General features: G+C 71.7%; 22 protein-coding genes. 10 read left to right on the forward strand and 12 right to left on the reverse strand.

Features of this window, described 5'->3' with window-relative positions; all coding sequences use genetic code 11:
- Positions 1–40: 40 nt before the first annotated feature.
- The 3 genes from QM792_RS02565 to QM792_RS02575 all read right to left on the reverse strand — a co-directional run bounded on the left by QM792_RS02565 (position 41) and on the right by QM792_RS02575 (position 3,255).
- Positions 41–952, reverse strand: coding sequence for an NAD(P)-dependent oxidoreductase (locus tag QM792_RS02565; protein WP_415147613.1), 912 nt, complete (start codon positions 950–952; stop codon positions 41–43).
- Between the two features lie 29 nt (positions 953–981).
- Positions 982–2,118 (reverse strand): PilT/PilU family type 4a pilus ATPase, encoded by a 1,137-nt coding sequence (locus QM792_RS02570; RefSeq protein WP_374366556.1) that lies wholly within the window; start codon positions 2,116–2,118, stop codon positions 982–984.
- 93 nt (positions 2,119–2,211) lie between these two features.
- A complete protein-coding gene (locus tag QM792_RS02575) occupies positions 2,212–3,255 on the reverse strand; it encodes a type IV pilus twitching motility protein PilT (RefSeq protein WP_415147614.1) in 1,044 nt (347 codons plus the stop codon).
- Positions 3,256–3,323: 68 nt separating this feature from the next.
- Between QM792_RS02575 and QM792_RS02580 the strand changes: the two genes are divergently transcribed.
- On the forward strand, positions 3,324–4,031 hold the full coding sequence (locus tag QM792_RS02580) for a YggS family pyridoxal phosphate-dependent enzyme (RefSeq protein WP_415147615.1): 708 nt from the start codon (positions 3,324–3,326) through the stop codon (positions 4,029–4,031).
- A 28-nt stretch (positions 4,032–4,059) separates the two neighbouring features.
- Positions 4,060–4,866 (forward strand): CsgG/HfaB family protein, encoded by an 807-nt coding sequence (locus tag QM792_RS02585; protein WP_415147616.1) that lies wholly within the window; start codon positions 4,060–4,062, stop codon positions 4,864–4,866.
- A 16-nt stretch (positions 4,867–4,882) separates the two neighbouring features.
- Here QM792_RS02585 and QM792_RS02590 read toward each other — a convergent pair whose 3' ends face one another.
- Positions 4,883–5,368, reverse strand: a complete 486-nt coding sequence (locus tag QM792_RS02590; protein ID WP_415147617.1) for an Lrp/AsnC ligand binding domain-containing protein — start codon at positions 5,366–5,368, stop codon at positions 4,883–4,885.
- Between the two features lie 113 nt (positions 5,369–5,481).
- On the opposite strand from QM792_RS02590, the gene QM792_RS02595 reads away from it, so the two are divergent.
- The 4 genes from QM792_RS02595 (at position 5,482) to QM792_RS02610 (ending at position 11,205) form a co-directional block, all read left to right on the forward strand.
- A complete protein-coding gene (locus QM792_RS02595; protein ID WP_415147618.1) occupies positions 5,482–8,469 on the forward strand; it encodes an L-glutamate gamma-semialdehyde dehydrogenase in 2,988 nt (995 codons plus the stop codon).
- A gap of 27 nt (positions 8,470–8,496) precedes the next feature.
- The gene (locus QM792_RS02600) at positions 8,497–8,943 is read left to right on the forward strand and encodes a hypothetical protein (RefSeq protein WP_415147619.1); all 447 of its coding nucleotides are present in this window, start codon (positions 8,497–8,499) and stop codon (positions 8,941–8,943) included.
- 10 nt (positions 8,944–8,953) lie between these two features.
- Positions 8,954–9,775, forward strand: a complete 822-nt coding sequence (gene proC / locus QM792_RS02605; RefSeq protein WP_415147620.1) for a pyrroline-5-carboxylate reductase — start codon at positions 8,954–8,956, stop codon at positions 9,773–9,775.
- Between the two features lie 155 nt (positions 9,776–9,930).
- Positions 9,931–11,205, forward strand: coding sequence for a Glu/Leu/Phe/Val family dehydrogenase (locus QM792_RS02610; RefSeq protein WP_415147621.1), 1,275 nt, complete (start codon positions 9,931–9,933; stop codon positions 11,203–11,205).
- Here the strand turns inward: QM792_RS02610 and ubiA are convergent, their stop codons facing one another.
- The gene (ubiA, locus tag QM792_RS02615) at positions 11,206–12,078 is read right to left on the reverse strand and encodes a 4-hydroxybenzoate octaprenyltransferase (protein WP_415147622.1); all 873 of its coding nucleotides are present in this window, start codon (positions 12,076–12,078) and stop codon (positions 11,206–11,208) included.
- A 78-nt stretch (positions 12,079–12,156) separates the two neighbouring features.
- Here ubiA and QM792_RS02620 point away from each other — a divergent pair, with 78 nt between their 5' ends.
- On the forward strand, positions 12,157–12,555 hold the full coding sequence (locus QM792_RS02620) for an antitoxin Xre-like helix-turn-helix domain-containing protein (protein WP_415147623.1): 399 nt from the start codon (positions 12,157–12,159) through the stop codon (positions 12,553–12,555).
- A 152-nt stretch (positions 12,556–12,707) separates the two neighbouring features.
- The gene (locus QM792_RS02625; protein ID WP_415147624.1) at positions 12,708–13,409 is read left to right on the forward strand and encodes an RES family NAD+ phosphorylase; all 702 of its coding nucleotides are present in this window, start codon (positions 12,708–12,710) and stop codon (positions 13,407–13,409) included.
- 2 nt (positions 13,410–13,411) lie between these two features.
- Here QM792_RS02625 and QM792_RS02630 read toward each other — a convergent pair whose 3' ends face one another.
- From QM792_RS02630 to QM792_RS02650, 5 genes are all read right to left on the reverse strand, one after another.
- Positions 13,412–15,040: a peptide chain release factor 3 gene (locus QM792_RS02630; RefSeq protein ID WP_415147625.1), complete on the reverse strand. Its 1,629-nt coding sequence runs from the start codon at positions 15,038–15,040 to the stop codon at positions 13,412–13,414.
- Positions 15,041–15,070: 30 nt separating this feature from the next.
- Positions 15,071–15,700, reverse strand: coding sequence for an AraC family transcriptional regulator (locus tag QM792_RS02635; protein ID WP_415147626.1), 630 nt, complete (start codon positions 15,698–15,700; stop codon positions 15,071–15,073).
- Positions 15,697–16,224 carry a Dps family protein gene (locus QM792_RS02640; protein ID WP_415147627.1) on the reverse strand — a complete coding sequence of 176 codons (528 nt, stop codon included), beginning with the start codon at positions 16,222–16,224 and terminating at the stop codon, positions 15,697–15,699. Before QM792_RS02640 ends, QM792_RS02635 begins: the two co-directional genes overlap by 4 nt.
- Positions 16,225–16,312: 88 nt before the next feature.
- Positions 16,313–18,529, reverse strand: a complete 2,217-nt coding sequence (gene katG / locus QM792_RS02645; RefSeq protein ID WP_415147628.1) for a catalase/peroxidase HPI — start codon at positions 18,527–18,529, stop codon at positions 16,313–16,315.
- Between the two features lie 99 nt (positions 18,530–18,628).
- On the reverse strand, positions 18,629–19,552 hold the full coding sequence (locus tag QM792_RS02650; protein WP_415147629.1) for a hydrogen peroxide-inducible genes activator: 924 nt from the start codon (positions 19,550–19,552) through the stop codon (positions 18,629–18,631).
- A 176-nt stretch (positions 19,553–19,728) separates the two neighbouring features.
- Between QM792_RS02650 and QM792_RS02655 the strand changes: the two genes are divergently transcribed.
- Complete coding sequence (locus QM792_RS02655; protein WP_415147630.1) at positions 19,729–20,232, forward strand: hypothetical protein; 504 nt, start codon at positions 19,729–19,731, stop codon at positions 20,230–20,232.
- A gap of 12 nt (positions 20,233–20,244) precedes the next feature.
- Here the strand turns inward: QM792_RS02655 and recG are convergent, their stop codons facing one another.
- Positions 20,245–22,302, reverse strand: a complete 2,058-nt coding sequence (gene recG, locus QM792_RS02660) for an ATP-dependent DNA helicase RecG (protein WP_415147631.1) — start codon at positions 22,300–22,302, stop codon at positions 20,245–20,247.
- A gap of 132 nt (positions 22,303–22,434) precedes the next feature.
- Between recG and QM792_RS02665 the strand changes: the two genes are divergently transcribed.
- Positions 22,435–22,563 carry a hypothetical protein gene (locus tag QM792_RS02665; protein WP_415147632.1) on the forward strand — a complete coding sequence of 43 codons (129 nt, stop codon included), beginning with the start codon at positions 22,435–22,437 and terminating at the stop codon, positions 22,561–22,563.
- A gap of 23 nt (positions 22,564–22,586) precedes the next feature.
- On the opposite strand, the gene QM792_RS02670 is transcribed toward QM792_RS02665, so the two are convergent.
- Positions 22,587–23,183, reverse strand: a complete 597-nt coding sequence (locus QM792_RS02670) for a hypothetical protein (protein ID WP_415147633.1) — start codon at positions 23,181–23,183, stop codon at positions 22,587–22,589.
- Positions 23,184–23,196 lie beyond the last annotated feature (13 nt).

Genomic DNA, 23,196 nt, shown 5'->3' on the forward strand with positions numbered 1-23,196 from the left:
CCCGCCTTGGGGCGGCCCGGCGGCGGGCGCAAACAGCAACTCAGCGCAGCCGCTTGATCAGGCTCGAGGTGTCGAGCCGGTTGCCGCCGCCGGCCTGCACGTCGGCGTAGAACTGGTCGACCAGCGCCGTGACCGGCAGCCGCGCGCCGTTGCGCTTGGCTTCGTCGAGGCACAGGCCGAGGTCCTTGCGCATCCAGTCGACCGCGAAGCCGAAGTCGAACTTGTCGTCGACCATCGTCGGCCCGCGGTTGTCCATCTGCCAGCTCTGCGCGGCGCCCTTGCCGATCACGCCGAGCACGGCCTTCATGTCCAGCCCGGCGCGCTCGCCGAAGGCGATGGCTTCGGCCAGGCCCTGCACCAGCCCGGCGATGGCGATCTGGTTGACCATCTTGGCGAGCTGCCCGGCGCCGTTCGGCCCGAGCAGCGTGACCGCCTTGGCGAAGGCCAGCGCCACCGGGCGGATCGTCTCGAAGGCCTGGGCGTCGCCGCCGCACATCACCGTCAGCGCGCCGTTGATCGCGCCGAGGTTGCCGCCCGACACCGGCGCGTCGATGAACTGCAGGCCGCGCTTGTGCGCCTCGGCGCCGAGTTCGCGCGCGACCTCGGCCGAGGCCGTGGTGTGGTCGACGAAGATCGCGCCCGGCCGCATGCCGGCGAAGGCGCCGTGCTCGCCCAGCACCACCGCGCGCAGGTCGTCGTCGTTGCCGACGCAGGCGAACACGATGTCGGCGTCCTGCGCGGCCTCGCGCGGCGTCGGCGCGCTGCGGCCGCCGTACTCGGCGGCCCAGGCCGCCGCCTTGGCGGCGCTGCGGTTGTAGACGGTGGTGCGGTGCCCGGCGCGCGCCAGGTGGCCGGCCATCGGCAGGCCCATCACGCCGAGGCCGAGGAAGGCGACGCTGCGCGCCGGCGTCGGCTCGTAGGTCTTGGAGGCGGTCGTGCTGTTCGTGCTCATGGGCCGATTCTGACCCAGGATGCGAACCCTCAGACGATCGTCAGGTGTTCGGTGCCGGCGGCCAGGTCGGCGTTGCGCGCGCGCTGGCTGTGCAGCTTGACCTGCAGGCGCAGGTCGTTCACCGAGTCGGCGTTGCGCAGGATGTCCTCGTAGGTGACGAGGTTGCTCTCGTACAGGTCGAACAGCGCCTGGTCGAAGGTCTGCATGCCCAGCTCGCGCGAGCGCTTCATCAGGTCCTTGATGTCGGCGACCTCGCCCTTGAAGATCATGTCGGCGATCAGCGGCGTGTTCAGCAGGATCTCCACCGCCGCGATGCGGCCCTTGCCCTCCTGGCGCGGCAGCAGGCGCTGCGAGACCAGGCCCTTGAGGTTGAGCGACAGGTCCATCAGCAACTGGGCGCGGCGCTCCTCGGGGAAGAAGTTGATGATGCGGTCCAGCGCCTGGTTGGCGCTGTTGGCGTGCAGCGTGGCCATGCACAGGTGGCCGGTCTCGGCGAAGGCCACCGCGTGCTCCATCGTCTCGCGGTCGCGGATCTCGCCCATCAGGATCACGTCGGGCGCCTGGCGCAGCGTGTTCTTCAGCGCCTGCTCCCAGCCGTCGGTGTCGATGCCGACCTCGCGCTGCGTGACGATGCAGTTCTTGTGCGGATGCACGAACTCGACCGGATCCTCGATCGTGATGATGTGGCCGTGCGAGTTCTCGTTGCGGTAGTCGACCATCGCCGCCAGCGAGGTGCTCTTGCCCGAGCCGGTGGCGCCGACGAAGATCACCAGGCCGCGCTTGGTCATCGCCACGTCCTTGAGGATCTGCGGCAGGTTCAGGTTGTCGATGGTCGGCAACTGCTGCGGGATGGTCCGCATCACCATCCCGACGTTGCCCTGCTGCACGAAGGCGTTGACGCGGAAGCGCCCGATGCCCTGCGGCGAGATCGCGAAGTTGCACTCCTTGGTCTTCTCGAACTCGGCGGCCTGCTTGTCGTTCATCACCGAGCGCGTCAGCGCCAGCGTGTGCGCGCCGGTCAGCGGCTGCGGCGACACCTTGGTGACCTTGCCGTCGACCTTGATCGCGGGCGGGAAGTCGGCGGTGAGGAAGAGGTCCGAGCCGTTGCGGCTGACCATCAGGCGCAGCAGGTCGTTGACGAACTTGGATGCCTGGTCGCGTTCCATTCTGCAGATCTCCTATCTCTGTCCACGGCCTCGCAGAGCTCGGCCGGTTCGGCAGGCGTGCGTCGGTCCGCAGGGACCGGCGCACGTCCGGCCTCACCCCGGGAAGTTCTCGGGGAACTTGGCCTTCATGCGCGCCTCGGCGGGCGAGACCACGTTGCGGCGCACCAGCTCGGCGAGGTTCTGGTCGAGCGTGGTCATGCCGATGTTGTTGCCGGTCTGGATCGCCGAGTACATCTGCGCGATCTTGTTCTCGCGGATCAGGTTGCGGATGGCCGCGGTGCCCAGCATGATCTCGTGCGCCGCCACGCGGCCCGAGCCGTCCTTGGTCTTGCACAGCGTCTGCGAGATCACGCCGATCAGCGATTCCGACAGCATCGCGCGCACCATCTCCTTCTCGGCCGCCGGGAACACGTCGACCACGCGGTCGACCGTCTTGGCGGCGCTCGAGGTGTGCAGCGTGCCGAACACCAAGTGGCCGGTCTCGGCGGCGGTCAGCGCCAGGCGGATGGTTTCCAGGTCGCGCATTTCGCCGACCAGGATGGCGTCCGGGTCCTCGCGCAGCGCCGAGCGCAGCGCGTTGGCGAAGCTCAGCGTGTGCGGGCCCACCTCGCGCTGGTTGACCAGGCACTTCTTCGACTCGTGCACGAACTCGATCGGGTCTTCCACCGTCAGCACGTGGCCGAACTCGTTCTCGTTGAGGTGGTTGACCATCGCCGCCAGCGTGGTCGACTTGCCCGAGCCGGTCGGCCCCGTCACCAGCACCAGCCCGCGCGGCTTGAGCGCCAGCTCGGCGAACACCTTGGGCGCGTTGAGCTGCTCGAGCGTCAGGATCTTCGAGGGAATCGTGCGGAACACCGCGCCCGCGCCGCGGTTCTGGTTGAAGGCGTTGACGCGGAAGCGCGCCAGGCCCTGGATCTCGAACGAGAAGTCGCACTCCAGCGTCTCCTCGTAGGCCTTGCGCTGGGCGTCGTTCATGATGTCGTACACCATGTCGTGCACCTGCTTGTGCTCGAGCGGGTCGACGTTGATGCGCCGCACGTCGCCGTGCACGCGGATCATCGGCGGCAGGCCCGACGAGAGGTGCAGGTCGGACGCCTTGTTCTTGACCGAGAACGCCAGCAGTTGGGTGATGTCCATGGAGGTGCGGATTGAACGGCGCGCCGGGCGCGCGGAAGGCCTCGCCGCGTGGATACTCTCGAACGATTATGGCGACGACCCTCGGCAACATACAACAAGTGCGTGCTCGCATTGCACGCGCCTGCGACGACGCCAAGCGCCCCGTGCAAAGCGTCACGCTGCTTTGTGTGAGCAAAACCTTCGGCCCCGACGCGGTGCGCGAGGCGCACGCGGCCGGCGAGCGCCGCTTCGGCGAGAACTACGTGCAGGAGGCGCTGGACAAGATCGCCGCGCTGGCCGACCTGCGCCCCGGCATCGAGTGGCACCTGATCGGGCCCTTGCAGGGCAACAAGACACGCGCCGTCGCCGAGCAGTTCGACTGGGTGCATTCGATCGACCGGCTGAAGGTCGCGCAGCGCCTGTCGGCGCAGCGCCCGCCCGGGCTGCCGCCCTTGCAGGTGTGCCTGCAGGTCAACATCAGCGGCGAGGCGAGCAAGAGCGGGCTCGCGCCGCACGAGGTGCCGGCCGTGGCCGCGGCGGTGGCGGCGCTGCCGCGGCTGCGCCTGCGCGGGCTGATGGCGATTCCCGAGCCGGCCGGCGACCTGGCCGCGCAGCGCGTGCCGCACCGTGCCTTGCGCGCGCTGCTCGAACGGCTGCGAGCCGGCGGGCTGGAGCTCGACACGCTCTCGATGGGCATGAGCGCCGATCTCGAAGCGGCCATCCTCGAAGGCGCCACGCTGGTGCGCGTGGGCAGCGCGATCTTCGGCCGGCGCGGCGGCGTCACGCCGTTGCCGTAGCATCGCGGCGCTCGGGAGAAACAGGCAGATGAAGAACTTCGCGTGGGTGGCGGCGGCCGCCGCCGCTGTGGTGCTGGCCGGCTGCGGCAAGCAGGGCGTCGAACTCGGCCAGGGCGGCTCGGTGGTGAGCGGCTCGGGCGGTTCCGCCGGCGCGCAGGATGCCGCCAAGGAGCTGCGGAAATGCGACGCGCCGGTGGCGGTGGTCTCGCTGGTGGAGAACCAGCGCGGCTACGTCGGCATCGGGCGCGGCGGCCTGCCGGAGTCGCCGCTGCCGCTGGTGCGCGTGCTGATGCAGCAAAGCGGCTGCTTCCGCATCGTCGACCGCAACGCCGGCCTGAACGCCACCGTGCGCGAGCAGGAGCTCAAGGACCAGGGCGTGCTGCGCGCCGACGACGCCACGGTGCGCAAGGGCCGCGGCATCGTCGCGCAGTACAGCGTGGTGCCCAGCCTGACCTTCAGCGAACAGGACGCCGGCCGCCAGATCGGCGGCATCCTGGCGCAGATCCCCTTCCTCGACAAATTCGCCGGCGCGGCCGAGCAGGTCAAGCTGAAGGAGGCGCAGGTGGTGCTGCTGCTGACCGACAACGAGACCACCGAGCAGCTCTCGTCGGCCACCGGCGCCGCGCGCACCACCGACCTCGGCCTCGGCGGCCTGGTCATCGGCAAGACCGGCGGCGCCGGCGGCCTGGGCTGGAGCAACACCAACGAGGGCAAGGTGATCGCCGCGGCCTTTCTCGACGCGCACAACCACCTCGTCGAGCAGGTGCGCGTGCTGGCCGCCAAGCCGCTGCCCGAGCCGGTGAAGACCGGCGCGGCGCCGGGCCGCAAGGGCTGACGCGTCGCCGGCGCGTTCAGATCGCCAGCAGCGCCGTGTTCTTCACCTCTTCCATCACCGCGTAGGTGCGCGTCTCGCGCACGCCCGGCAGCGCCCAGACCACCGAGCCCACCAGCTCGCGGTAGGCCTGCATGTTGGCCACGCGCGTCTTGATCAGGTAGTCGAAGCCGCCGGCCACCAGGTGGCACTCCTGGATCTCGGCGCGCACCTGCACCGCGGCCTTGAAGGCGTTCATCGCGTCGTGCGTGGTGCGGTCGAGCACCACCTCGATGAAGACCAGCATGCCGGCGCCGAGCTTGTCCGGGTTCAGGCGCGCCTCGTAGCCGAGGATGAAGCCGTCGCGCGTCAGGCGCTTGACGCGCTCCAGCACGGCGGTGGGCGAGAGGTGCACTTCCTCGGCCAGCTTGAGGTTGGAGATGCGCCCGTCCTTCTGCAGCACGCGCAGGATGCGGACGTCGATCTTGTCGAGCGAGTGGGCGCGGTCGCTGTCGTCGGTGTTCATGAGGTGTGGTGAAATTTATCCGGCGTGATGGGGTCGATTCAGCGATTAATCCTAGTGAGCAATCTATAACCTAGCAACTTATTCGAATCCTGTCGTTACCACGGAGGCCAGCCATGTTCACCGCCGCGCCCGAGACCGCCCGCCTGCCCGACCCCTACCGGCCCGAGCGCGAGGCGCTCGACGCCGCGCTGCAAACACTCGCCGGCCGGCTCGACTGGCCGCGCGCCGCCGCCGTCGCCGCGCCCTGGGTGCGCGCGGTGCGCGACAAGCCGGCGCCGTTCTGGGCGATGGAGTCGCTGCTGCGCGAATACCCGATCTCCGGCGCCGAGGGGCTGGCGCTGATGCGCCTGGCCGAAGCGCTGCTGCGCGTGCCCGACGCCGAGACGGCGATCGCGCTGACCGCCGACCAGCTCGGCAAGGCGCAGTTCGACGCCCACCACGCCGAAGGCCCGCACCGCATGCTCGCCGCGCTGTCGGCCAGCGCGATCGGCCTGTCCAAGCGCTTCCTGCCCGGCGCCGAGCAGGAGTCGGGCCTGCTCAAGCGCCTGGGCGCGCAGACCGTGGTGGCGGCCACGGTGCGCGCGATCCAGTTGCTCGGCCGCCAGTTCGTGCTCGGCCGCCACATCGCCGAGGCGATGGCCGAGGCGCAGGCGCAGCGCCGCGCCCAGCCGGCGCTGCGCTTCAGCTACGACATGCTCGGCGAAGGCGCGCGCAGCGAGGCCGACGCGCAGCGCTACCACGCCGCCTATGCGCAGGCGATCGAGCGCATCGCGCAGGCCTCGCCCGGCGGCGGGCCCGAGGCCGGCGACGGCATCTCGATCAAGCTCAGCGCGCTGTTCTCGCGCTACGAGGCGGCGCAGCGCGAGCGTGTTTTCGCCGAACTGCTGCCGCGCGTGTGGACGCTGGTCGACGCGGCGGCGCGCGCCGACCTCAAGCTCACCATCGACGCCGAGGAGAGCGAGCGCCTCGAACTCTCGCTCGACGTGCTCGAGGCGCTGGCCGCGCGCATCGCGCAGGCGCATCCGCGCTGGCGCGGCTTCGGCCTGGCGATCCAGGCCTACCAGACGCGCGCGCTGGCGGTGATCGAGGAGGTGGCGCGCATCGCCCGCCAGCACGGCCTGCGCTTCATGGTGCGGCTGGTCAAGGGCGCGTACTGGGACGGCGAGGTCAAGCGCGCGCAGGAGCTGGGCCTGGCCGGCTACCCGGTGTTCACCCACAAGCAGCACACCGACCTGTCCTACCTCGCCTGCGCCCGCGCGCTGCTGGCGCGGCACGAGGTGATCTACCCGCAGTTCGCCACCCACAACGCCGGCACCATCGCGGCCATCCTGCAAATGGCCGAAGGCAGCGGCGCGGCCTTCGAGATGCAGCGCCTGCACGGCATGGGCGAGAGCGTCTACCGCGAGGTGATGGCGAGCACCGCCGTGCCGGTGCGCGTCTACGCGCCGGTGGGCGAGCACCGCGACCTGCTGGCCTACCTGGTGCGCCGCCTGCTGGAAAACGGCGCCAACTCCTCCTTCGTGCACCAGCTCGCCGACCCGGCGGTGGACGTGGACGCGCTGCTCGCCTCGCCGCTGGCGCCGGCGCAGGCCCCGGGGCTGGCGCTGCCGCGCGACCTGTACGGCACGCGGCCGAACTCGACCGGCGCCGACCTCGCCGTGCTGGCGCAGCGCGCGCCGCTGCTGGCCGCGGTGGCCGCCGCGCGCGTCGAGCCGATGGCCGAGGCGACGCCCGGCGAGATCGACAGCGCGATGCAGCGCCTGCACGCCGGCTTCCCGCGCTGGAGCGCCCGCCCGGTGGCCGAGCGCGCGCAGGTGCTGCGCCGCGCCGCCGACGCGCTGGACGCGCGGCTGGCCGAGTTCTGCGGCCTGCTGGTCAAGGAGGCGCACAAGACGCTGGCCGATTGCGTGGCCGAGGTGCGCGAGGCGGTCGACTTCCTGCGCTACTACGCCGAGCAGGCCGAGCAGCGCCTCGCGGTGCAGACCCTGCCCGGCCCGACCGGCGAGCACAACGAGCTGCGCCTGCACGGCCGCGGCGTGTTCGTCTGCATCAGCCCGTGGAACTTCCCGCTGGCCATCTTCACCGGCCAGGTGGCCGCCGCGCTGGTGGCCGGCAACAGCGTGGCCGCCAAGCCGGCCGAGCAGACGCCGCGCGTGGCGCAGCGCCTGGTGGCGCTGCTGCACGAGGCCGGCGTGCCGGGCGACGCGCTGGCGCTGCTGCACGGCGCCGGCGAGACGGTCGGCGCCGCGCTGGTGGCCGATGCGCGCACGGCCGGCGTGTGCTTCACCGGCTCGACCGCGGTGGCGCGCGCCATCAACCGCACGCTGGCCAACCGCGACGGCGCCATCGTGCCGCTGATCGCCGAGACCGGCGGCATCAACGCGATGATCGTCGACAGCACCGCGCTGCCCGAGCAGGTGGTCGACGCGGTGGTGACCAGCGCCTTCCGCTCCGCTGGCCAGCGCTGCTCGGCGCTGCGCCTGCTGCTGCTGCACGACAGCGTGGCCGACGGCGTGATCGAGATGCTGCGCGGCGCGATGGCCGAGCTGGCGCTCGGCGACCCGGCGCTGCTGGCCACCGACGTCGGCCCGGTGATCGACGCCGAGGCGCACGCCGGCCTGCGCGCGCAGGTCGAGCGGCTGCGCCGCGAGGCGCGCCTGGTCGGCCAGACGCCGGCGGGCTCCGGCGTCGAGCGCCTGGTCGCGCCGGTGGCCTTCGAGCTGGACGACGTCGGCGCGCTGACGCAGGAGATCTTCGGCCCGGTGCTGCACATCGTGCGCTGGCGCGGCGAGGTCGATGCGCTGGTGGCGCGCGTCAACGCGCTCGGCTACGGCCTGACGCTGGGCGTGCAGACGCGCATCGACGGCCGCGCGCTGCGCATCGCCGAGGCGGCGCGCGTGGGCAACGTCTACGTGAACCGCAACATGATCGGCGCCGTGGTCGGCGTGCAGCCCTTCGGCGGCGAGGGCCTGTCGGGCACCGGGCCGAAGGCCGGCGGGCCGCACTACCTGTACCGCTTCTGCGCCGAGCAGACGCTGACGGTGAACACCGCGGCGGCCGGCGGCAACGTCGAGCTGCTGGCCGGGCTGGCGCGGGACTGACATCGCGGGTGTGCGACGATTGCACCCATGAAAACCGTCGTCATCGCCATCGTCGCCCTGGTCGCCCTCGTCACCGCCTGGTTCGCGTTCGCGCTGAACTGGAGCTACGCCAGCGGCGAGCGCGCCGGCTGGGTGCAGAAGTTCTCCAAGCGCGGCTGGATCTGCAAGACCTGGGAGGGCGAGCTGGCGCTGGTTTCGCTGCCCGGCAGCTCGGTGGAGAAGTTCAACTTCACCGTGCACGACGACGCGCTGGCGCACGAGATCAGCGCCGCGATGGGCAAGCGCGTCAGCCTGCACTACGAAGAGAAGGTCGGCCTGCCGACGAGCTGCTTCGGCGAGACGCGCTTCTTCGTCAACAAGATCGTCGAGGCGACCGACATCCCGCTCGGCCCGGGCGTGGTGCTGCCGGCGCAGCCGGCCTCGGCGCCCCCGGCGCCTTCATCGCCTGCGTCGATCCCGTCGGCCCCGCAGTGAGGAACCCCCGATGAGCACTCCGCAGCACGACCTGCTCGCCTTCGTCGGCGGCGGCAACATGGCCTCGGCCATCATCGGCGGGCTGGTCGCCGCCGGCCGGCCGGGCGACTCCATCCTGGTGATCGACCCCGGCGCGGCGCAGCGCGCCAAGCTGGCCGCCGAGCACGGCGTGCGCACCCAGGGCACGCCCGACGCGGCGCTGGCGCAGGCGAAGGCGATCGTCTGGGCGGTCAAGCCGCAGCTCTTCCGCGACGCCGCCGCGCCCTGCGCCGCGCACGTGGGCGGCGCGCTGCAGTTCAGCGTGATGGCCGGCATCCGCAGCGAGACCATCGTGCGCGCCACCGGCAGCCAGCGCGTGGTGCGCAGCATGCCCAACACGCCGGCGCTGATCGGCCAGGGCATCGCCGGACTGTTCGCGCGCGACGCGGTGAGCGCCGACGAGCGCCGCCTCGCCGAGACGCTGCTCGCGCCGACCGGCCGCACGCTGTGGGTGGCGCGCGAGGAAGACCTGGACGCCGTCACCGCGCTGTCGGGCTCGGGGCCGGCCTACGTCTTCTACTTCGTCGAGGCGATGACGCAGGCGGCGCAGCGGATGGGCCTGTCCGCCGAACAGGGCAAGCAGCTCGCGCTGGCCACCTTCGCCGGCGCGACCGCGCTGGCGCAGGCCTCCAGCGAGCCGCCGGAAGTGCTGCGCGAGCGCGTCACCTCCAAGGGCGGCACCACCCACGCCGCGCTGAGCGCGCTGGAAGCCGACGGCGTCAAGAATGCCTTCGCGCGGGCGATTCTCGCGGCGCAGCAACGCGCGAAGGAACTCGGCGACGAGTTCGCCTGAACCCGCGGGCATGCCGCCCGCGGCGCAAGCCATGCAAAGCCGGCATGGCGGACGGTGAAAAACTCGGCGCGAGCCGGCCTACAGTCTCGCCGCATGCGGCCGGCCGCGCCACGAGCGCGGCGCGGGCACGCAGGCACCTCAACACCGGAGACACCATGACCCCGAGCCTGTCCTATGTCCACCCGCATCCGCGCGGCCCCTGGCAGACCTATCTGTCGCAGGTCGACCGCGTGCTGCCCTACCTCGGCCACCTGGCCCGCTGGGGCGAGACGCTCAAGCGCCCCAAGCGCGCGCTGATCGTCGACGTGCCGATCGAACTCGACGACGGCTCGGTGGCGCACTTCGAGGGCTTCCGCGTGCAGCACAACTTGTCGCGCGGCCCCGGCAAGGGCGGCGTGCGCTACCACCCCGACGTCACGCTGGAAGAGGTGATGGCGCTGGCGGCGTGGATGTCGATCAAGAACGCCGCGGTCAACCTGCCCTACGGCGGCGCCAAGGGCGGCATCCGCGTCGACCCGAAGAAGCTCTCGCACAAGGAGCTGGAGCGCATGACGCGCCGCTACACCAGCGAGATCGGCATCATCATCGGGCCGAACCAGGACATCCCGGCGCCCGACGTGAACACCAACCCGCAGATCATGGCGTGGATGATGGACACGTACTCGATGAACACCGGCAGCACCGCCACCGGCGTGGTCACCGGCAAGCCGATCCACCTGGGCGGCTCGCTCGGCCGCGTGAAGGCCACCGGGCGCGGCGTGTTCGTCACCGGGCGCGAGGCGGCGCGGCGCATCGGCCTCGAACTCGACGGCGCGCGCGTCGCGGTGCAGGGCTTCGGCAACGTCGGTTCGGCGGCGGCCGAGCTGTTCGCGCAGGCCGGCGCCAAGATCGTCGCGATCCAGGACCACACCGGCACCATCGTCAACGAAAACGGCATCGCCATGGCCGAGCTGATGCCCACGCTCAAGCAGTACGGCGGCGTCGGCGACTTCAAGGGCGCGGAGCGCGCCGACGACGAGTCGTTCTGGGACGTGAAGTGCGACATCCTCATCCCCGCGGCGCTGGAGAGCCAGATCACGCCCGAGCGCGCCCGGCGCACCAGCGCGAAGCTGGTGCTCGAAGGCGCCAACGGCCCGACGCTGCCCGAGGCCGACGACATCCTCGCCGAGCGCGGCATCCTCGTCGTGCCCGACGTGATCTGCAACGCCGGCGGCGTGACCGTCAGCTACTTCGAGTGGGTGCAGGACTTCAGCTCGTTCTTCTGGACCGAGGACGAGATCAACCTGCGCCTGGACAAGATCATGGTCGGCGCGCTCAAGCGCATCTGGGACACCGCCGACAAGCACCGGATCACGCTGCGCACCGCCACCTTCGCGGTGGCCTGCGAGCGCATCCTGACGGCGCGCGAGGAGCGCGGGCTCTATCCCTGATCAGCGCAGCGCGAAGGCCGCCACCACGCCGGCGAACACCACGAAACCCACCCAGTGGTTGAGCCGGAAGGCACGGAAGCAGCCTTCGCGCGTGCGGCTGCGGATCAGCGTGCAGTGCCAGCCGGCGATCGCGCCGGCCGCGGCGAGGCCCGCGAAATAGGGCCAGCCCAGGCCCAGCCCCGCGCCCAGCCAGGCCCAGATCGCCAGGAAGGCGGCATAGAACAGCATCACGCCGGCCACGTCGAAGCGGCCGAGCGTGATCGCGGAGGTGCGGATGCCGATCTTCAGGTCGTCGTCGCGGTCGACCATCGCGTACTCGGTGTCGTAGGCCAGCACCCAGAACAGGTTGCCCAGCAGCAGCCACCCGGCGAGCGCGGGCACCTCGCCGCGCGTCGCCGCGAAGGCCATCGGAATGCCGAAGCTGAAGGCCACGCCCAGCACCGCCTGCGGCATCGAGAAGAAGCGCTTGGTGAAGGGGTAGAAAATCGTCACCGCCAGCGCGGCGAAGCTCCACAGGATGGTGGCGCGGTTGGTGCTCAGCACCAGCAGGAAGGCGGCGAAGGCCAGCAGCGCGCCGAACAGCAGCGCCTCGCGCGGCGAGATCGCGCCGCTGGTGACCGGGCGCTGCGCGGTGCGCTTGACGTGGCGGTCGAACTCGCGGTCGGCGACGTCGTTGACGGCGCAGCCGGCGCTGCGCATCAGGAAGGTGCCGGCGACGAAGACGGCCAGCAGATGCCAGCCCGGGAAGCCGCCGGCGGCGATCCACAGCGCCGACAGCGTCGGCCACAGCAGCAGGTAGCTGCCGGCGGGGCGGTCCCAGCGGATCAGGTCCAGGTAGAGCGCCAGGCGCGACGGGGCGGCGAGCGTGTTCATGGCGCGATTGTGCGCGCGGCGCGGGCTTGCCCCGATCGCTTGCAATTGAATGAAAACTAGCATAGTCTTTCATATGAAATGAGCACGATCACCCTGCCCATCCGCCGCAAGCCGGCCCGCGCCGCCTCCGACCCCGCCGCGGTGCTTGCCACCGCGACGCAGCGCGCCGCCGCGCTGCTCGGGCTGAACGGCGCGGCGCTGGCGCGCATCCTCGGCGTCAGCGAGGCCACGGTGTCGCGCATCGCGCGCGGCGAGCGCGGCCTGGCGCCTTCCGCCAAGGAAGGCGAGCTGGCCCTGCTGCTGGTGCGCCTGTACCGCTCGCTCGACGCGCTGGTGGGCAACGACGAGGCGCGCCGCCTGGCCTGGATGCGCAGCCGCAACGACGCGCTGGGCGGCGTGCCGGCCACGCTGATCCTCAGCGCGCAGGGGCTGGTCGCCGCGGTGGCCTACCTCGACGCGATGCGCGCGCCGGTCTGATGAATCCCCCCCGGAGCGCCTGCGGCGCACCCCCCCAGGGGAGCGCCGCCAGCGGACCGGCGGAGCCGGATCCGCGGCGACTGCCCGGTTCGGCTCAGGCCTGCAGCGCCATCCGGCGTCGGATGGCTGGGTGGCGGCGGGGCGGCGGGTAGATGCAGCCCTGGCGCGACGAGTGGTTCGCCACGCCGCTGCGCGGCGCCAGCGCGCTGCTGTGGCGCGGCGTCGAGGCGCAGCACCGGGTGGCGACGCTGCGCCTGGTGGACAGCCTGGACGACCAGGCCACGCTCGAACGCCTGCTCGACGCCAGCAAGCCGCCGCTGCCGGAAGCCGCCGAGGGCCTGCACTACCTGCTGGCCACGCCCTTCCGCTACCGCTCGCCCTGGGGCTCGCGCTTTCGCGCCGGCACCGACCCGGGCGTCTGGTACGGCGCCCGCGAGCGCGAGACCGCCTGCACCGAGGTCGGCTACTGGCGTTGGCGCTTCCTGATGGACAGCGAGGGGCTGCGCGCGGGCGAACTCGTCACCGAGCACACCTTCTTCCAGGCGCAGGTGAAAGGCGTGGTGCTGGACCTGCGCCGCGCGCCATGGTCGGCGGCGTCTGCGTCATGGGCGCTGCGCGACGACTACACACCCTGCCAGGCGCTGGCGCGCGCGGCGCGCAGCCACGGCAAGGCGCAGTGGATCCGCTACGCCTCGGTGCGCCGGCCCGGCGGCATCTGCGGCGCGGTGCTGGCGCCGCAGGCACTGAGCCTGAGCGCGGCGCACCGCCTCGAAACCTGGGTCTGCAAGGTCAGCGCGACGCAGGCGCTGATGCTGCACGACGAGGACCGGCTGACGATCCCGATCGTGGCCTAAGCCTAGGCGTCGATCTGCTTGTGGAACACCAGCCCCGCGTGCTCGCGCAGCGCGTGGAATCGGATCTTGGGCCAGTTCTCCTGCATCGCGCGCAGTTCGCCGGCGTATTCCAGCAGCACGCAGGGTGCGTCCACCGCGTCGTAGGCCACCCGGTGCGAATTGCCGTCGACGAAGCGCTTCAGCTCGCGCTCGCCGCTGTCCGCGTCGTCGCAGGTCACCCAGCGCGCCACGTTGTAGCGCGCCGGCTGGATGCGCGCCTTGCAGCCGTACTCGTGTTCGAGGCGGTGCGCCACCACCTCGAACTGCAACTGGCCCACGGCGCCGAGCAGCAGCATCGAGCCGCCGAGCGGGCGGAACACCTGGATCGCGCCCTCCTCGCCGAGCTGCGTCAGGCCGGCGCGCAACTGCTTGGTCTTCAGCGGGTCGGCCACCTCGACGGTGCGGAACATCTCCGGCGCGAAGAACGGCAGCCCGGTGAACTGCAAGGCTTCGCCTTCGGTCAGCGTGTCGCCGAGCTGCAGCACGCCGTGGTTGGGAATGCCGATGATGTCGCCGGCAAACGCCTCGTCGAGCAGCTCGCGGCGCTGGCTCAGGAAGCTCACCACGGTGTTCGGCCGCAGCTCCTTGCCCGAGCGCACCACCTTCAGCCGCATGCCGCGCTCGAAGTGGCCCGAGGCCACGCGCACGAAGGCGATGCGGTCGCGGTGCGCCGGGTCCATGTTGGCCTGGATCTTGAAGACCACGCCGCTGAACTTGCTCTCGTCGGGCTGCACTTCGCGCTGGATGGCCTGGCGCGGGCCCGGGCTGGGCGCGAGCTCGACCAGTGCGTCCAGCACCTCCTGCACGCCGAAGTTGTTGATCGCCGAGCCGAAGAACATCGGCGTCTGGCGGCCGGCGAGGAACTGCGCCTCGTCGAAGGCCGGCGCGGCCTCGCGCACCAGCTCGACCTCGTTGGCGGCCTGCTCGTAGGCGGCGCCGAAGCGCTGCCGCAGCGAGGCGTTGGCGATGCCGTCGACGATCTCGTCGCCGCCCTCCTTCACCCTGTCCTCGCCGGCCGAGAACACGCGCATCTGGTCGCGGCGCAGGTCGAGCACGCCGCCGAACAGCTTGCCCATGCCCACCGGCCAGGTGAAGGGCACCGCCGACATGCCCAGCTCGCGCTCGATCTCGTCCAGCAGCGCCAGCGGCTCCTGCACCTCGCGGTCCATCTTGTTGACGAAGGTGAGGATGGGCGTGTTGCGCGCGCGGCAGACCTGCAGCAGCCGGCGCGTCTGCGGCTCGACGCCATTGGCCGCGTCGATCACCATCAGCGCGGCGTCCACCGCGGTCAGCACGCGGTAGGTGTCCTCCGAGAAGTCCTGGTGGCCGGGCGTGTCGAGCAGGTTGACCACGCAGTCGCGGTACTCCATCTGCATCACCGACGACGCGACCGAGATGCCGCGCTGCTTCTCGATCTCCATCCAGTCCGAGGTGGCGTGGCGGCTGGCCTTGCGCGCCTTCACGCTGCCGGCGATCTGGATCGCGCCGCTGAACAGCAGCAGCTTTTCCGTCAGCGTGGTCTTGCCGGCGTCGGGGTGGGAGATGATGGCGAAGGTGCGGCGGCGCCGCACTTGCGGGGTGAGATCGGACATGGGGCGGCGATTATCCCCGCCGCGCCGGGCTCAGCCGGCCGGCGCGTCGACGAAGGGGCGCACCACGCCGAGCAGCCGCGCCACGTATTCGTCCTTCTCGCCCACCGGCGCGGCGGGGTGCAGCGCCTGCGCGGCGGCGTCGAAGCCGGCGCGCCGGGCCATCATCCACGCGGCCAGGTACTGCGCGGCGAGGCCGCCGCCGGCGGTGGCGACGGGGCCGCGCGCATGGAAGGGCGCGTCGATCACGCGCACGCCGGCCTGCACCACCCACGGCTTGGACAGCGCATCGGTGCTGGCGGGCATGTCGGCCAGCAGGCCGAGGCGCGCCATCAGCAGCACGCCCGAGCACTGCCCGCCGATCGTCTGGCGCAGCGGGTCGAGCTGCAATCGGTCGAGCAGCGTGCCGCTCTTGCCTGCGCCTTCGGCGATCGCGCGGGCGTAGAGGCCGCTGCCGAAGATCACCGCGTCGGCCTCGTTGGCGAATTCCAGCGGCCGCTGCGCCTGCACCGTCACCCCGTTCATCGAGGTGACGTGCGAGGCCGGGCTGGCGATCTCGGCCTTCCAGCCCGACGCGGCCAGCCGGTTCAGCAGGCCCAGCGCGACGAAGGTGTCGAGTTCGTCGAAGCCGTCGAAGGCGACGACCGCGACCCGAACGCTCACTCTTCCAGCAGCGAGCGCAGCATCCACGCGGTCTTCTCGTGGATGTCCAGGCGCTGCGTCAGCAGGTCGGCGGTGGGCTGGTCGTCGGCCTTGTCGGCCAGCGCGAAGACGCTGCGCGCGGTGCGCGCCACCGCCTCGTGGCCCTGCACGAGGATGCGCACCATCTCCATCGCCTTGGGCGGCTTGGCCGGCGCGTCCTTGATCGAGGCCAGCGCGCCGAACTGCGCGTAGGAGCCCGGCGCCGCCGCGCCGAGCGCGCGGATGCGCTCGGCGATCGGGTCGACCGCGTTCCACAGCTCGGTGTACTGGGCCATGAACATCGCGTGCAGCGAGTTGAACAGCGGCCCGGAGACGTTCCAGTGGAAGTTGTGGGTGGTCAGGTACAGCGTGTAGGTGTCGGCCAGCAGGCGCGACAGCCCGCCGGCGATGGCGGTGCGGTCCTTCTCGCCGATGCCGATGTTGATGGCCGGCCCGGACGACTTCGCGGGGGTCTTCGCGGGGGTCTTGCTGCTGCTCTTCGCCATGCTCGATGCTCCTCGATTCGAAAAGAAAAACGACCCTGCCACTTTAACCAAGCGGCAGGGTTGCGCCAATGACGATCGACAAGCGCGCTCAGGCGAGGTCGAAGCGGTCCAGGTTCATCACCTTGGTCCAGGCGGCGGCGAAGTCGCGCACGAACTTCTCCTGCGCGTCGCTCGACGCGTAGACCTCGGCCAGCGCGCGAAGCTGCGAGTTCGAGCCGAACACCAGGTCGGCGACGGTGGCGGTCCAGCGCGTCTCGCCGCTGCGGCGGTCGCGCCCTTCGAACACGCCGGCGGCGGCCGACTTCTGCCAGGCGGTGCGCATGTCGAGCAGGTTGACGAAGAAGTCGTTGGACAGCGTGCCCTCGCGCTGCGTGAACACGCCGTGCTTCACGCCGCCGGCGTTGGCGCCCAGCACGCGCAGGCCGCCGACGAGCACCGTCATCTCCGGCGCGCTGAGCGTCAGCAACTGCGCCTTGTCGATCAGCAGCTCGGCCGCGTAGGGCTCCAGCCCGGCGCGCAGGTAATTGCGAAAACCGTCGGCCTTGGGTTCGAGCACCGCGAAGGATTCGACGTCGGTCTGCTCCGGCGTCGCGTCGGTGCGGCCGGGCGCGAAGGGCAGCGTCACGTCGACACCGGCCTGCTTGGCCGCCGCCTCGACGCCTGCGTTGCCCGCCAGCACGATCAGGTCGGCCAGCGAGATCTTCCGGCCGCCGCCGGCGGTGCCGTTGAACTCTTTACGGATGTTCTCCAGCGTGTCGAGCACCTTGGCCAGCGTGGCCGGCTGGTTGATCTCCCAGTCCTTCTGCGGCGCGAGGCGGATGCGCGCGCCGTTGGCGCCGCCGCGTTTGTCGCCGCCGCGGAAGGTGCAGGCCGAGGCCCAGGCGGTGGAGACCAGTTGCGCCGTCGTCAGGCCCGAGCCCAGCACCTGCGCCTTCAGCGCCGCGATGTCCTGCGCGTCGACCAGCGGGTGGTCGACGGCGGGCACCGGGTCTTGCCAAACCAGCTCTTCCTGCGGCACCAGCTTGCCGAGGTAGCGCGAGCGCGGGCCCATGTCGCGGTGCGTCAGCTTGAACCAGGCGCGCGCGAAGGCGTCGGCGAACTCGTCGGGGTTCTCCATGAAGCGGCGCGAGATCTTCTCGTAGGCCGGGTCGAAGCGCAGCGACAGGTCGGTGGTCAGCATCGCCGGCGCGATGCGCTTGGACTTGTCGTGCGCATGCGGCACCGTGCCGGCGCCCATGCCGTGCTTGGGTATCCATTGGTGCGCGCCGGCCGGGCTTTGGGTCAGCTCCCACTCGAAGCCGAACAGGTTCCAGAAGAAGTTGTTGCTCCAGCGCGTGGGCGTGGTGGTCCAGGTGACTTCCAGGCCGCTGGTGATGGTGTCGGCGCCCTTGCCGGAGCCGAAGCCGTTCGCCCAGCCCAGGCCCTGAGCCTCGATGGCGGCGGCTTCCGGGTCGGCGCCGACGTGCGTCGCCGGGCCCGCGCCGTGCGTCTTGCCGAAGGTGTGGCCGCCGGCGATCAGCGCCACCGTCTCCTCGTCGTTCATCGCCATGCGCGCGAAGGTCTCGCGGATGTCGTGGGCCGCGGCCACCGGATCTGGCTTGCCGTTGGGGCCTTCCGGGTTCACGTAGATCAGGCCCATCTGCACCGCGGCCAGCGGGTTCTCCAGCAGGCGCGACGACGTGTCGGCGTCGTAGCGCTCGGCGCCGCCCAGCCACTGGGCTTCGCGGCCCCAGTAGACGTCCTGGTCGGGCTCCCACACGTCTTCGCGGCCGCCGGCGAAGCCGAAGGTCTTGAAGCCCATGCTCTCCAGCGCGACGTTGCCGGCCAGGATCATCAGGTCGGCCCACGACAGGCTGCGGCCGTACTTCTGCTTGATGGGCCACAGCAGCCGGCGCGCCTTGTCGAGGCTGACGTTGTCGGGCCAGCTGTTCAGCGGCGCGAAGCGCTGCTGGCCGCGGCCGCCGCCGCCGCGGCCGTCGGCGATGCGGTAGGTGCCGGCGCTGTGCCAGGCCATGCGCACGAACAGCGGGCCGTAGTGGCCGAAGTCGGCCGGCCACCAGTCCTGCGAGTCGGTCATCAGCGCCTTCAGGTCGGCGACCACCGCGTCGAGGTCGAGCCGCTCGAAGGCCTCGGCGTAATCGAAGGCCGTGCCCATCGGGTTGGAGCGCTCGGAGTGCTGCTGCAGCAGTTCGAGCTTGAGCCGGTCGGGCCACCAGTCGGCGTTGCTGCGTCCGCCGATGCCGGCGGGCTTGGCGTGGCCGGCGAACGGGCAGCCGGCGGCTTCGGGGGTCTGGGTCTGCGACATCGGTGGATTCCTTCGTGGTGAATGGCGAAATGGTGCTGCGCCACTCTAGGAACCACCCCGAGGCAGGTCAAAACAATTGCCGCTAAGGCGGCGATAGCCTCATTCGGTCAGGCGCGCCACGCCCGGCAGCTCGCAGGCGTAGATGCAGTTGCGCAGCGCCGCGATCGCCTCGTAGCGCGTGAAGGTGCGGCGCCAGGCCAGCACCACGCGGCGCGTCGGCACCGGCGCGGCGAAGCGGATGTAGGTGACGTGCGGCTGCGCCTCCTTGGGCACCGAGAGCTGCGGCACCACCGTGACGCCCATGCCCGAGGCGACCATGTACTTGATGGTTTCCAGCGACGAGCCCTCGAAGCTCTTGCGGATGCCCTCGGCGTCGCTGGAAAAGCGCGCGTACTCGGGGCAGACCTCCAGCACGTGGTCGCGGAAGCAGTGCCCCGTGCCCAGCAGCAGCATGGTCTCGTTCTTCAGCTCCTCGGCCGTGAGGCTCTTGCGCCGGGCCAGCGGGTGCGTCTTGGGCACCGCGGCCATGAAGGGTTCGTCGTACAGCGGCGCCACCGCCAGGCCGGTGTCGGGAAAGGGCTCGGCCATGATCGCCGCGTCCAGCTCGCCGGTGCGCAGCATCTCCAGCAGCTTGGCGGTGAAGTTCTCCTGGATGATCAGCGGCATCTGCGGCACGCGCTCGATCGCCTGCTTGACGAGGTCGGGCAGCAGGTAGGGCCCGATCGTGTAGATCACGCCCAGGCGCAGCGGGCCGGAGATCGGGTCCTTGCCGCGCTTGGCGATCTCCTTGATCGCCGCGGCCTGCTCGATCACCGACTGCGCCTGGCGCACGATCTCCTGCCCCAGCGGCGTGACGCTGACCTCGCTGGCGCCGCGCTCGAAGATCTTGACGTCCAGCTCCTCCTCCAGCTTCTTGATCGCCACGCTGAGCGTCGGCTGCGAGACGAAGCAGGCCTCGGCGGCGCGGCCGAAATGCTTCTCGCGGGCGACGGCGACGATGTAGCGGAGTTCCGTGAGCGTCATGCGGCGAGTATCGCAGCGCGGCGCATCGCGGCGTGCGCCGTCGGGCATCGCGGCGCTGTACCGGCGCGTCGCGCGCTTGCGGCAAGCGGCGGCGCGGGGGAACCTGTGTGCGCGGCATGTGCCGCGATTCGCTTCGACCCATGCACACAGCTTCGTCACGCCATCGCATCCGCCTCGTGTTCGCCGCGCTCGCTGCGGCCGCGGCGCTGTCCGCCTGCGTCGTGGTGCCGCTCGATCCGCGCACCGGCCAACCCTATCCGCCGCCGGCCGTGCGCGACGGCATCACCGTGCTCACGCCGCCGGCGCCGGCCGCGCCGCCGCAGCCCGGCGTGCTGAACGTGCGCCTCTACCCGCTGAACCCGCAGGCGAACCAGGGCGGGCTGCTCAACGCCACCGTGGTCGACGGCTACACCGGCCGCGGCAGCTTCAGCCTCGCCTACCTGGGCGACACGCTGCAAGGCGAGGCCACGCGCGTCGACGCCGGCTACGCCGCCTTCGGCCGCGTGCACAACGAGGTGCTGGGCACGGCGGCGCGCCACTTCAGCGGCCGCCGCGGCATCGCCAACGCCTACGGATCGAAGGGCGTGAACGCGCAGTGCGAGTACCTGATCAGCGGGCCGACGATGGGCACCGGCGTGTGCCTGTTCTCCGACGGCGCGAAGTACCAGATGCACTTCTAGCCTAGCGTCTGGCTAGGCCTTCAGGTAGTCCGTCTTCGCCCCCAGCCAGCGCGCGACGTGGCGCGCGGCCGCCGGGCGGTGCCGCGCTAACAGCGTCTCGGCCACGGCGCGCGCCTGGCGCAGCAGCGGCTCGTCTTCGGCGAGGTCGGCGAAGCGCAGCAGCGGCGCGCCCGACTGGCGCGCGCCGAAGAACTCGCCCGGGCCGCGGATCTCCAGGTCGCGGCGCGCGATCTCGAAGCCGTCGGTGGTCTCGATCATCGCCTTCAGGCGCGACTTGGCCGTCGCCGACAGCGGCGTCGCGTACAGCAGCACGCACACGCTGGCCGCCGCGCCGCGGCCGACGCGCCCGCGCAGTTGGTGGAGCTGGCTCAGGCCGAAGCGCTCGGCGTGTTCGATCACCATCAGCGAGGCCTTGGGCACGTCGACACCGACCTCGATCACCGTGGTCGAGACCAGCACGTCCATGCGCCCGGCCGTGAACAGCGCCATCGCCGCCGCCTTCTCCGCCGCCGGCATGCGGCCGTGCAGCAGGCCGACGCCGCGGCCGGGCAGCGCGTCGCACAGTTGCGCGTGCGTCGCGGTGGCGTTCTGCAGGTCCAGCGTCTCCGACTCCTCGATCAGCGGGCACACCCAGTAGACCTGCCGGCCGGCGGCCACCTCGTCGCGGATGCGCGCGACCACCTCGTCGCGTCGCGTGTCGGCGAACAGCTTGGTCAGCACCGGCGTGCGGCCGGGCGGCAGCGCGTCGATGGTGCTGATGTCGAGGTCGGCGAACAGCGTCATCGCCAGCGTGCGCGGGATCGGCGTGGCGCTCATCATCAGCGTGTGCGGCTCGAGCGGGCCGTCGGCGAGCTTGGAGCGCAGCGCCAGCCGCTGCGCGACGCCGAAGCGGTGCTGCTCGTCGACGATCGCCAGGCCCAGCCTCGCGAACTCCACCTGCTGCTGGATCACCGCGTGCGTGCCCACCACCAGCGCCGCCTCGCCCGAGGCCACCTGTGCCAGCATCTCGCGCCGCGCCTTGCCCTTGCGGCTGCCGGTCAGCCAGGCCACCGTGACGCCCAGCGGCGCCAGCCAGCCGACCAGCTTGCGCAGGTGCTGCTCGGCGAGGATCTCGGTGGGCGCCATCAGCGCGCACTGCCAGCCGGCGTCGATCGCGACGGCCGCGGCCAGCGCCGCCACCACCGTCTTGCCCGAGCCGACGTCGCCTTGCAGCAGGCGGTGCATCGGCGTTTCCCGGCCGAGGTCGAGCGCGATCTCCTCGACCACGCGCCGCTGCGCCTCGGTCAAGGCGAAGGGCAGCGCGGCGAGCAGCTTTTCCTGCAAGCCGCCCGGCCGCAGCGCGAAGGCCGGCGCGCGCTGTTGTGCGCGCTCGCGCTTGGCTTCGAGCTGCGAGAGCTGCTGCGCCAGCAGCTCGTCGAACTTCAGGCGCTGCCAGGCCGGGTGGCTGCGGTCTTCCAGCGTCGCCAGGCCCACGTCGGGCGCCGGGTGGTGCAGGAAGGCCAGCGCTTCGCGCAGGCTCGGTAGCCGCGCCGGCAGCGTGCCGGGCGGCAGCAGCTCGGAGAGGTCGGCGCGCGCCAGGCCCGAGGCCACGGCCTTGCGCAGATAGGCCTGCGGCAGTTGCGCGCTGGCCGGATAGACCGGCGTCAGCGCGGCGGCCAGCGGCGCGCCCTCGGCCACCGCCTTGAAGGCCGGGTGCACCATCTCCAGCCCGAAGAAGCCGCCGCGCGCCTCGCCGCGCACGCGCACGCGCGCGCCGGCCGCCAGCGTCTTCTGGTGCGAGGGATAGAAGTGCAGGAAGCGCAGCAGCAGCTCGCCGCTGTCGTCATGGAGCTTCACGACCAGTTGCCGGCGCGGGTGCGGTTGCACGCGGCTGTCGAGCACCACGCCCTCGACCTGCGCCGTCTCGCCGTCGCGCAGCGCGGCGATCGGCGTCAGCCGGGTCTCGTCCTCATAGCGCAGTGGCAGGTGCAGCGCGAGGTCGATGTCGCGCGTGAGGCCGAGCTTTTCGAGCGCGCGCTGCGGCGCGGACTTGGTCATGAGCGCCGATTCTCGCCCCAGCCGGCGTGACATCTGCCCGCCGCGCGTGGCGCCGGCGGCGCGTCGTGCGCGGCTTCACCACGACCGGGAGCGCACTCTACCGGCGCGGCCGACGCTTGCGCTTAGCATCGCGCCCTGTCGTTTTCCCGCTTCCCGGCTTCGCCCATGCGCCTCGTTGCCCGCATCGCCCTCGTTCTCGTCGTCGTCGCCGTCGTCAGCGCGCTCGCGGCGCTGGCCTGGGACCGCTCCGAACGCGCCGCGGCGCAGCCGGCGGCGCGCATCGGGCCGCACTGAACGAACCGCGCCGGCCGGGCCGGTCAGAGCGTCCGGCTGTCGATCCAGCACACCTCGCCGCGCGCGCGCCGCACCGCCTCGACCATGTCGCGCGTGCCGCCCGGGCCGTCGCCCCCGGCGCCGTCCCACAGCGTGATGAAGCGCAGCCGCGCCGCGCCGAAGGCCAGCGCGCTGGACAGCAGCCAGCGGTTGGCGCGCTCGAAGGCATCCTCTCCGGGCGGCAGCGGGCCCAGTTCGTCGTCGGCGACGCGCGGCGCCTCGCGCAGATGCGCCTTCAGCGCGCGGTAGCGCGCGCACCAGGCTTCGCCGCCCTCGCAGGGCCGCATCGAGCGTTCGAGGAACTCGCGCTCGGGCAGCGGCAGCAGCAGCGTCAGCGGCACGCCGCGCGCCACGCAGGCCTCGGCGAAGAGCAGGTCGCCGCCGGCCGCGCCCTGCGTCAGCGCCAGGTCCTGCGCGCCGGCGTCCAGGCGGTCCAGCTCGGCCCCGATGCGCCGCGCGGCGGCGTCTTCCTTGGCGAGCGGAAAACGCGCTTGCGGCCGGCCGGGCGCGTCGACCAGGTGGCCGGAAAACAGCAGCACCTGGCGCGGCGCGGTGACGGGCTGGGGGGGCGGCGTGGCCATGGTCGCGCGGAGC

The organism is Piscinibacter sp. (assembly GCF_047600445.1).
Classification (GTDB): Bacteria; Pseudomonadota; Gammaproteobacteria; order Burkholderiales; family Burkholderiaceae_C; genus Piscinibacter.

What these genes read in the sequence shown, in the direction of transcription:
- QM792_RS02565 (WP_415147613.1), bottom strand. Translation starts at nt 952, where the DNA reads ATGAGCACGAACAGCACGACCGCCTCCAAGACCTACGAGCCGACGCCG.
- QM792_RS02570 (WP_374366556.1), bottom strand. Translation starts at nt 2,118, where the DNA reads ATGGAACGCGACCAGGCATCCAAGTTCGTCAACGACCTGCTGCGCCTG.
- QM792_RS02575 (WP_415147614.1), bottom strand. Translation starts at nt 3,255, where the DNA reads ATGGACATCACCCAACTGCTGGCGTTCTCGGTCAAGAACAAGGCGTCC.
- QM792_RS02580 (WP_415147615.1), top strand. Translation starts at nt 3,324, where the DNA reads ATGGCGACGACCCTCGGCAACATACAACAAGTGCGTGCTCGCATTGCA.
- QM792_RS02585 (WP_415147616.1), top strand. Translation starts at nt 4,060, where the DNA reads ATGAAGAACTTCGCGTGGGTGGCGGCGGCCGCCGCCGCTGTGGTGCTG.
- QM792_RS02590 (WP_415147617.1), bottom strand. Translation starts at nt 5,368, where the DNA reads ATGAACACCGACGACAGCGACCGCGCCCACTCGCTCGACAAGATCGAC.
- QM792_RS02595 (WP_415147618.1), top strand. Translation starts at nt 5,482, where the DNA reads ATGTTCACCGCCGCGCCCGAGACCGCCCGCCTGCCCGACCCCTACCGG.
- QM792_RS02600 (WP_415147619.1), top strand. Translation starts at nt 8,497, where the DNA reads ATGAAAACCGTCGTCATCGCCATCGTCGCCCTGGTCGCCCTCGTCACC.
- proC (WP_415147620.1), top strand. Translation starts at nt 8,954, where the DNA reads ATGAGCACTCCGCAGCACGACCTGCTCGCCTTCGTCGGCGGCGGCAAC.
- QM792_RS02610 (WP_415147621.1), top strand. Translation starts at nt 9,931, where the DNA reads ATGACCCCGAGCCTGTCCTATGTCCACCCGCATCCGCGCGGCCCCTGG.
- ubiA (WP_415147622.1), bottom strand. Translation starts at nt 12,078, where the DNA reads ATGAACACGCTCGCCGCCCCGTCGCGCCTGGCGCTCTACCTGGACCTG.
- QM792_RS02620 (WP_415147623.1), top strand. Translation starts at nt 12,157, where the DNA reads ATGAGCACGATCACCCTGCCCATCCGCCGCAAGCCGGCCCGCGCCGCC.
- QM792_RS02625 (WP_415147624.1), top strand. Translation starts at nt 12,708, where the DNA reads ATGCAGCCCTGGCGCGACGAGTGGTTCGCCACGCCGCTGCGCGGCGCC.
- QM792_RS02630 (WP_415147625.1), bottom strand. Translation starts at nt 15,040, where the DNA reads ATGTCCGATCTCACCCCGCAAGTGCGGCGCCGCCGCACCTTCGCCATC.
- QM792_RS02640 (WP_415147627.1), bottom strand. Translation starts at nt 16,224, where the DNA reads ATGGCGAAGAGCAGCAGCAAGACCCCCGCGAAGACCCCCGCGAAGTCG.
- katG (WP_415147628.1), bottom strand. Translation starts at nt 18,529, where the DNA reads ATGTCGCAGACCCAGACCCCCGAAGCCGCCGGCTGCCCGTTCGCCGGC.
- QM792_RS02650 (WP_415147629.1), bottom strand. Translation starts at nt 19,552, where the DNA reads ATGACGCTCACGGAACTCCGCTACATCGTCGCCGTCGCCCGCGAGAAG.
- recG (WP_415147631.1), bottom strand. Translation starts at nt 22,302, where the DNA reads ATGTCACGCCGGCTGGGGCGAGAATCGGCGCTCATGACCAAGTCCGCG.
- QM792_RS02665 (WP_415147632.1), top strand. Translation starts at nt 22,435, where the DNA reads ATGCGCCTCGTTGCCCGCATCGCCCTCGTTCTCGTCGTCGTCGCCGTC.
- QM792_RS02670 (WP_415147633.1), bottom strand. Translation starts at nt 23,183, where the DNA reads ATGGCCACGCCGCCCCCCCAGCCCGTCACCGCGCCGCGCCAGGTGCTG.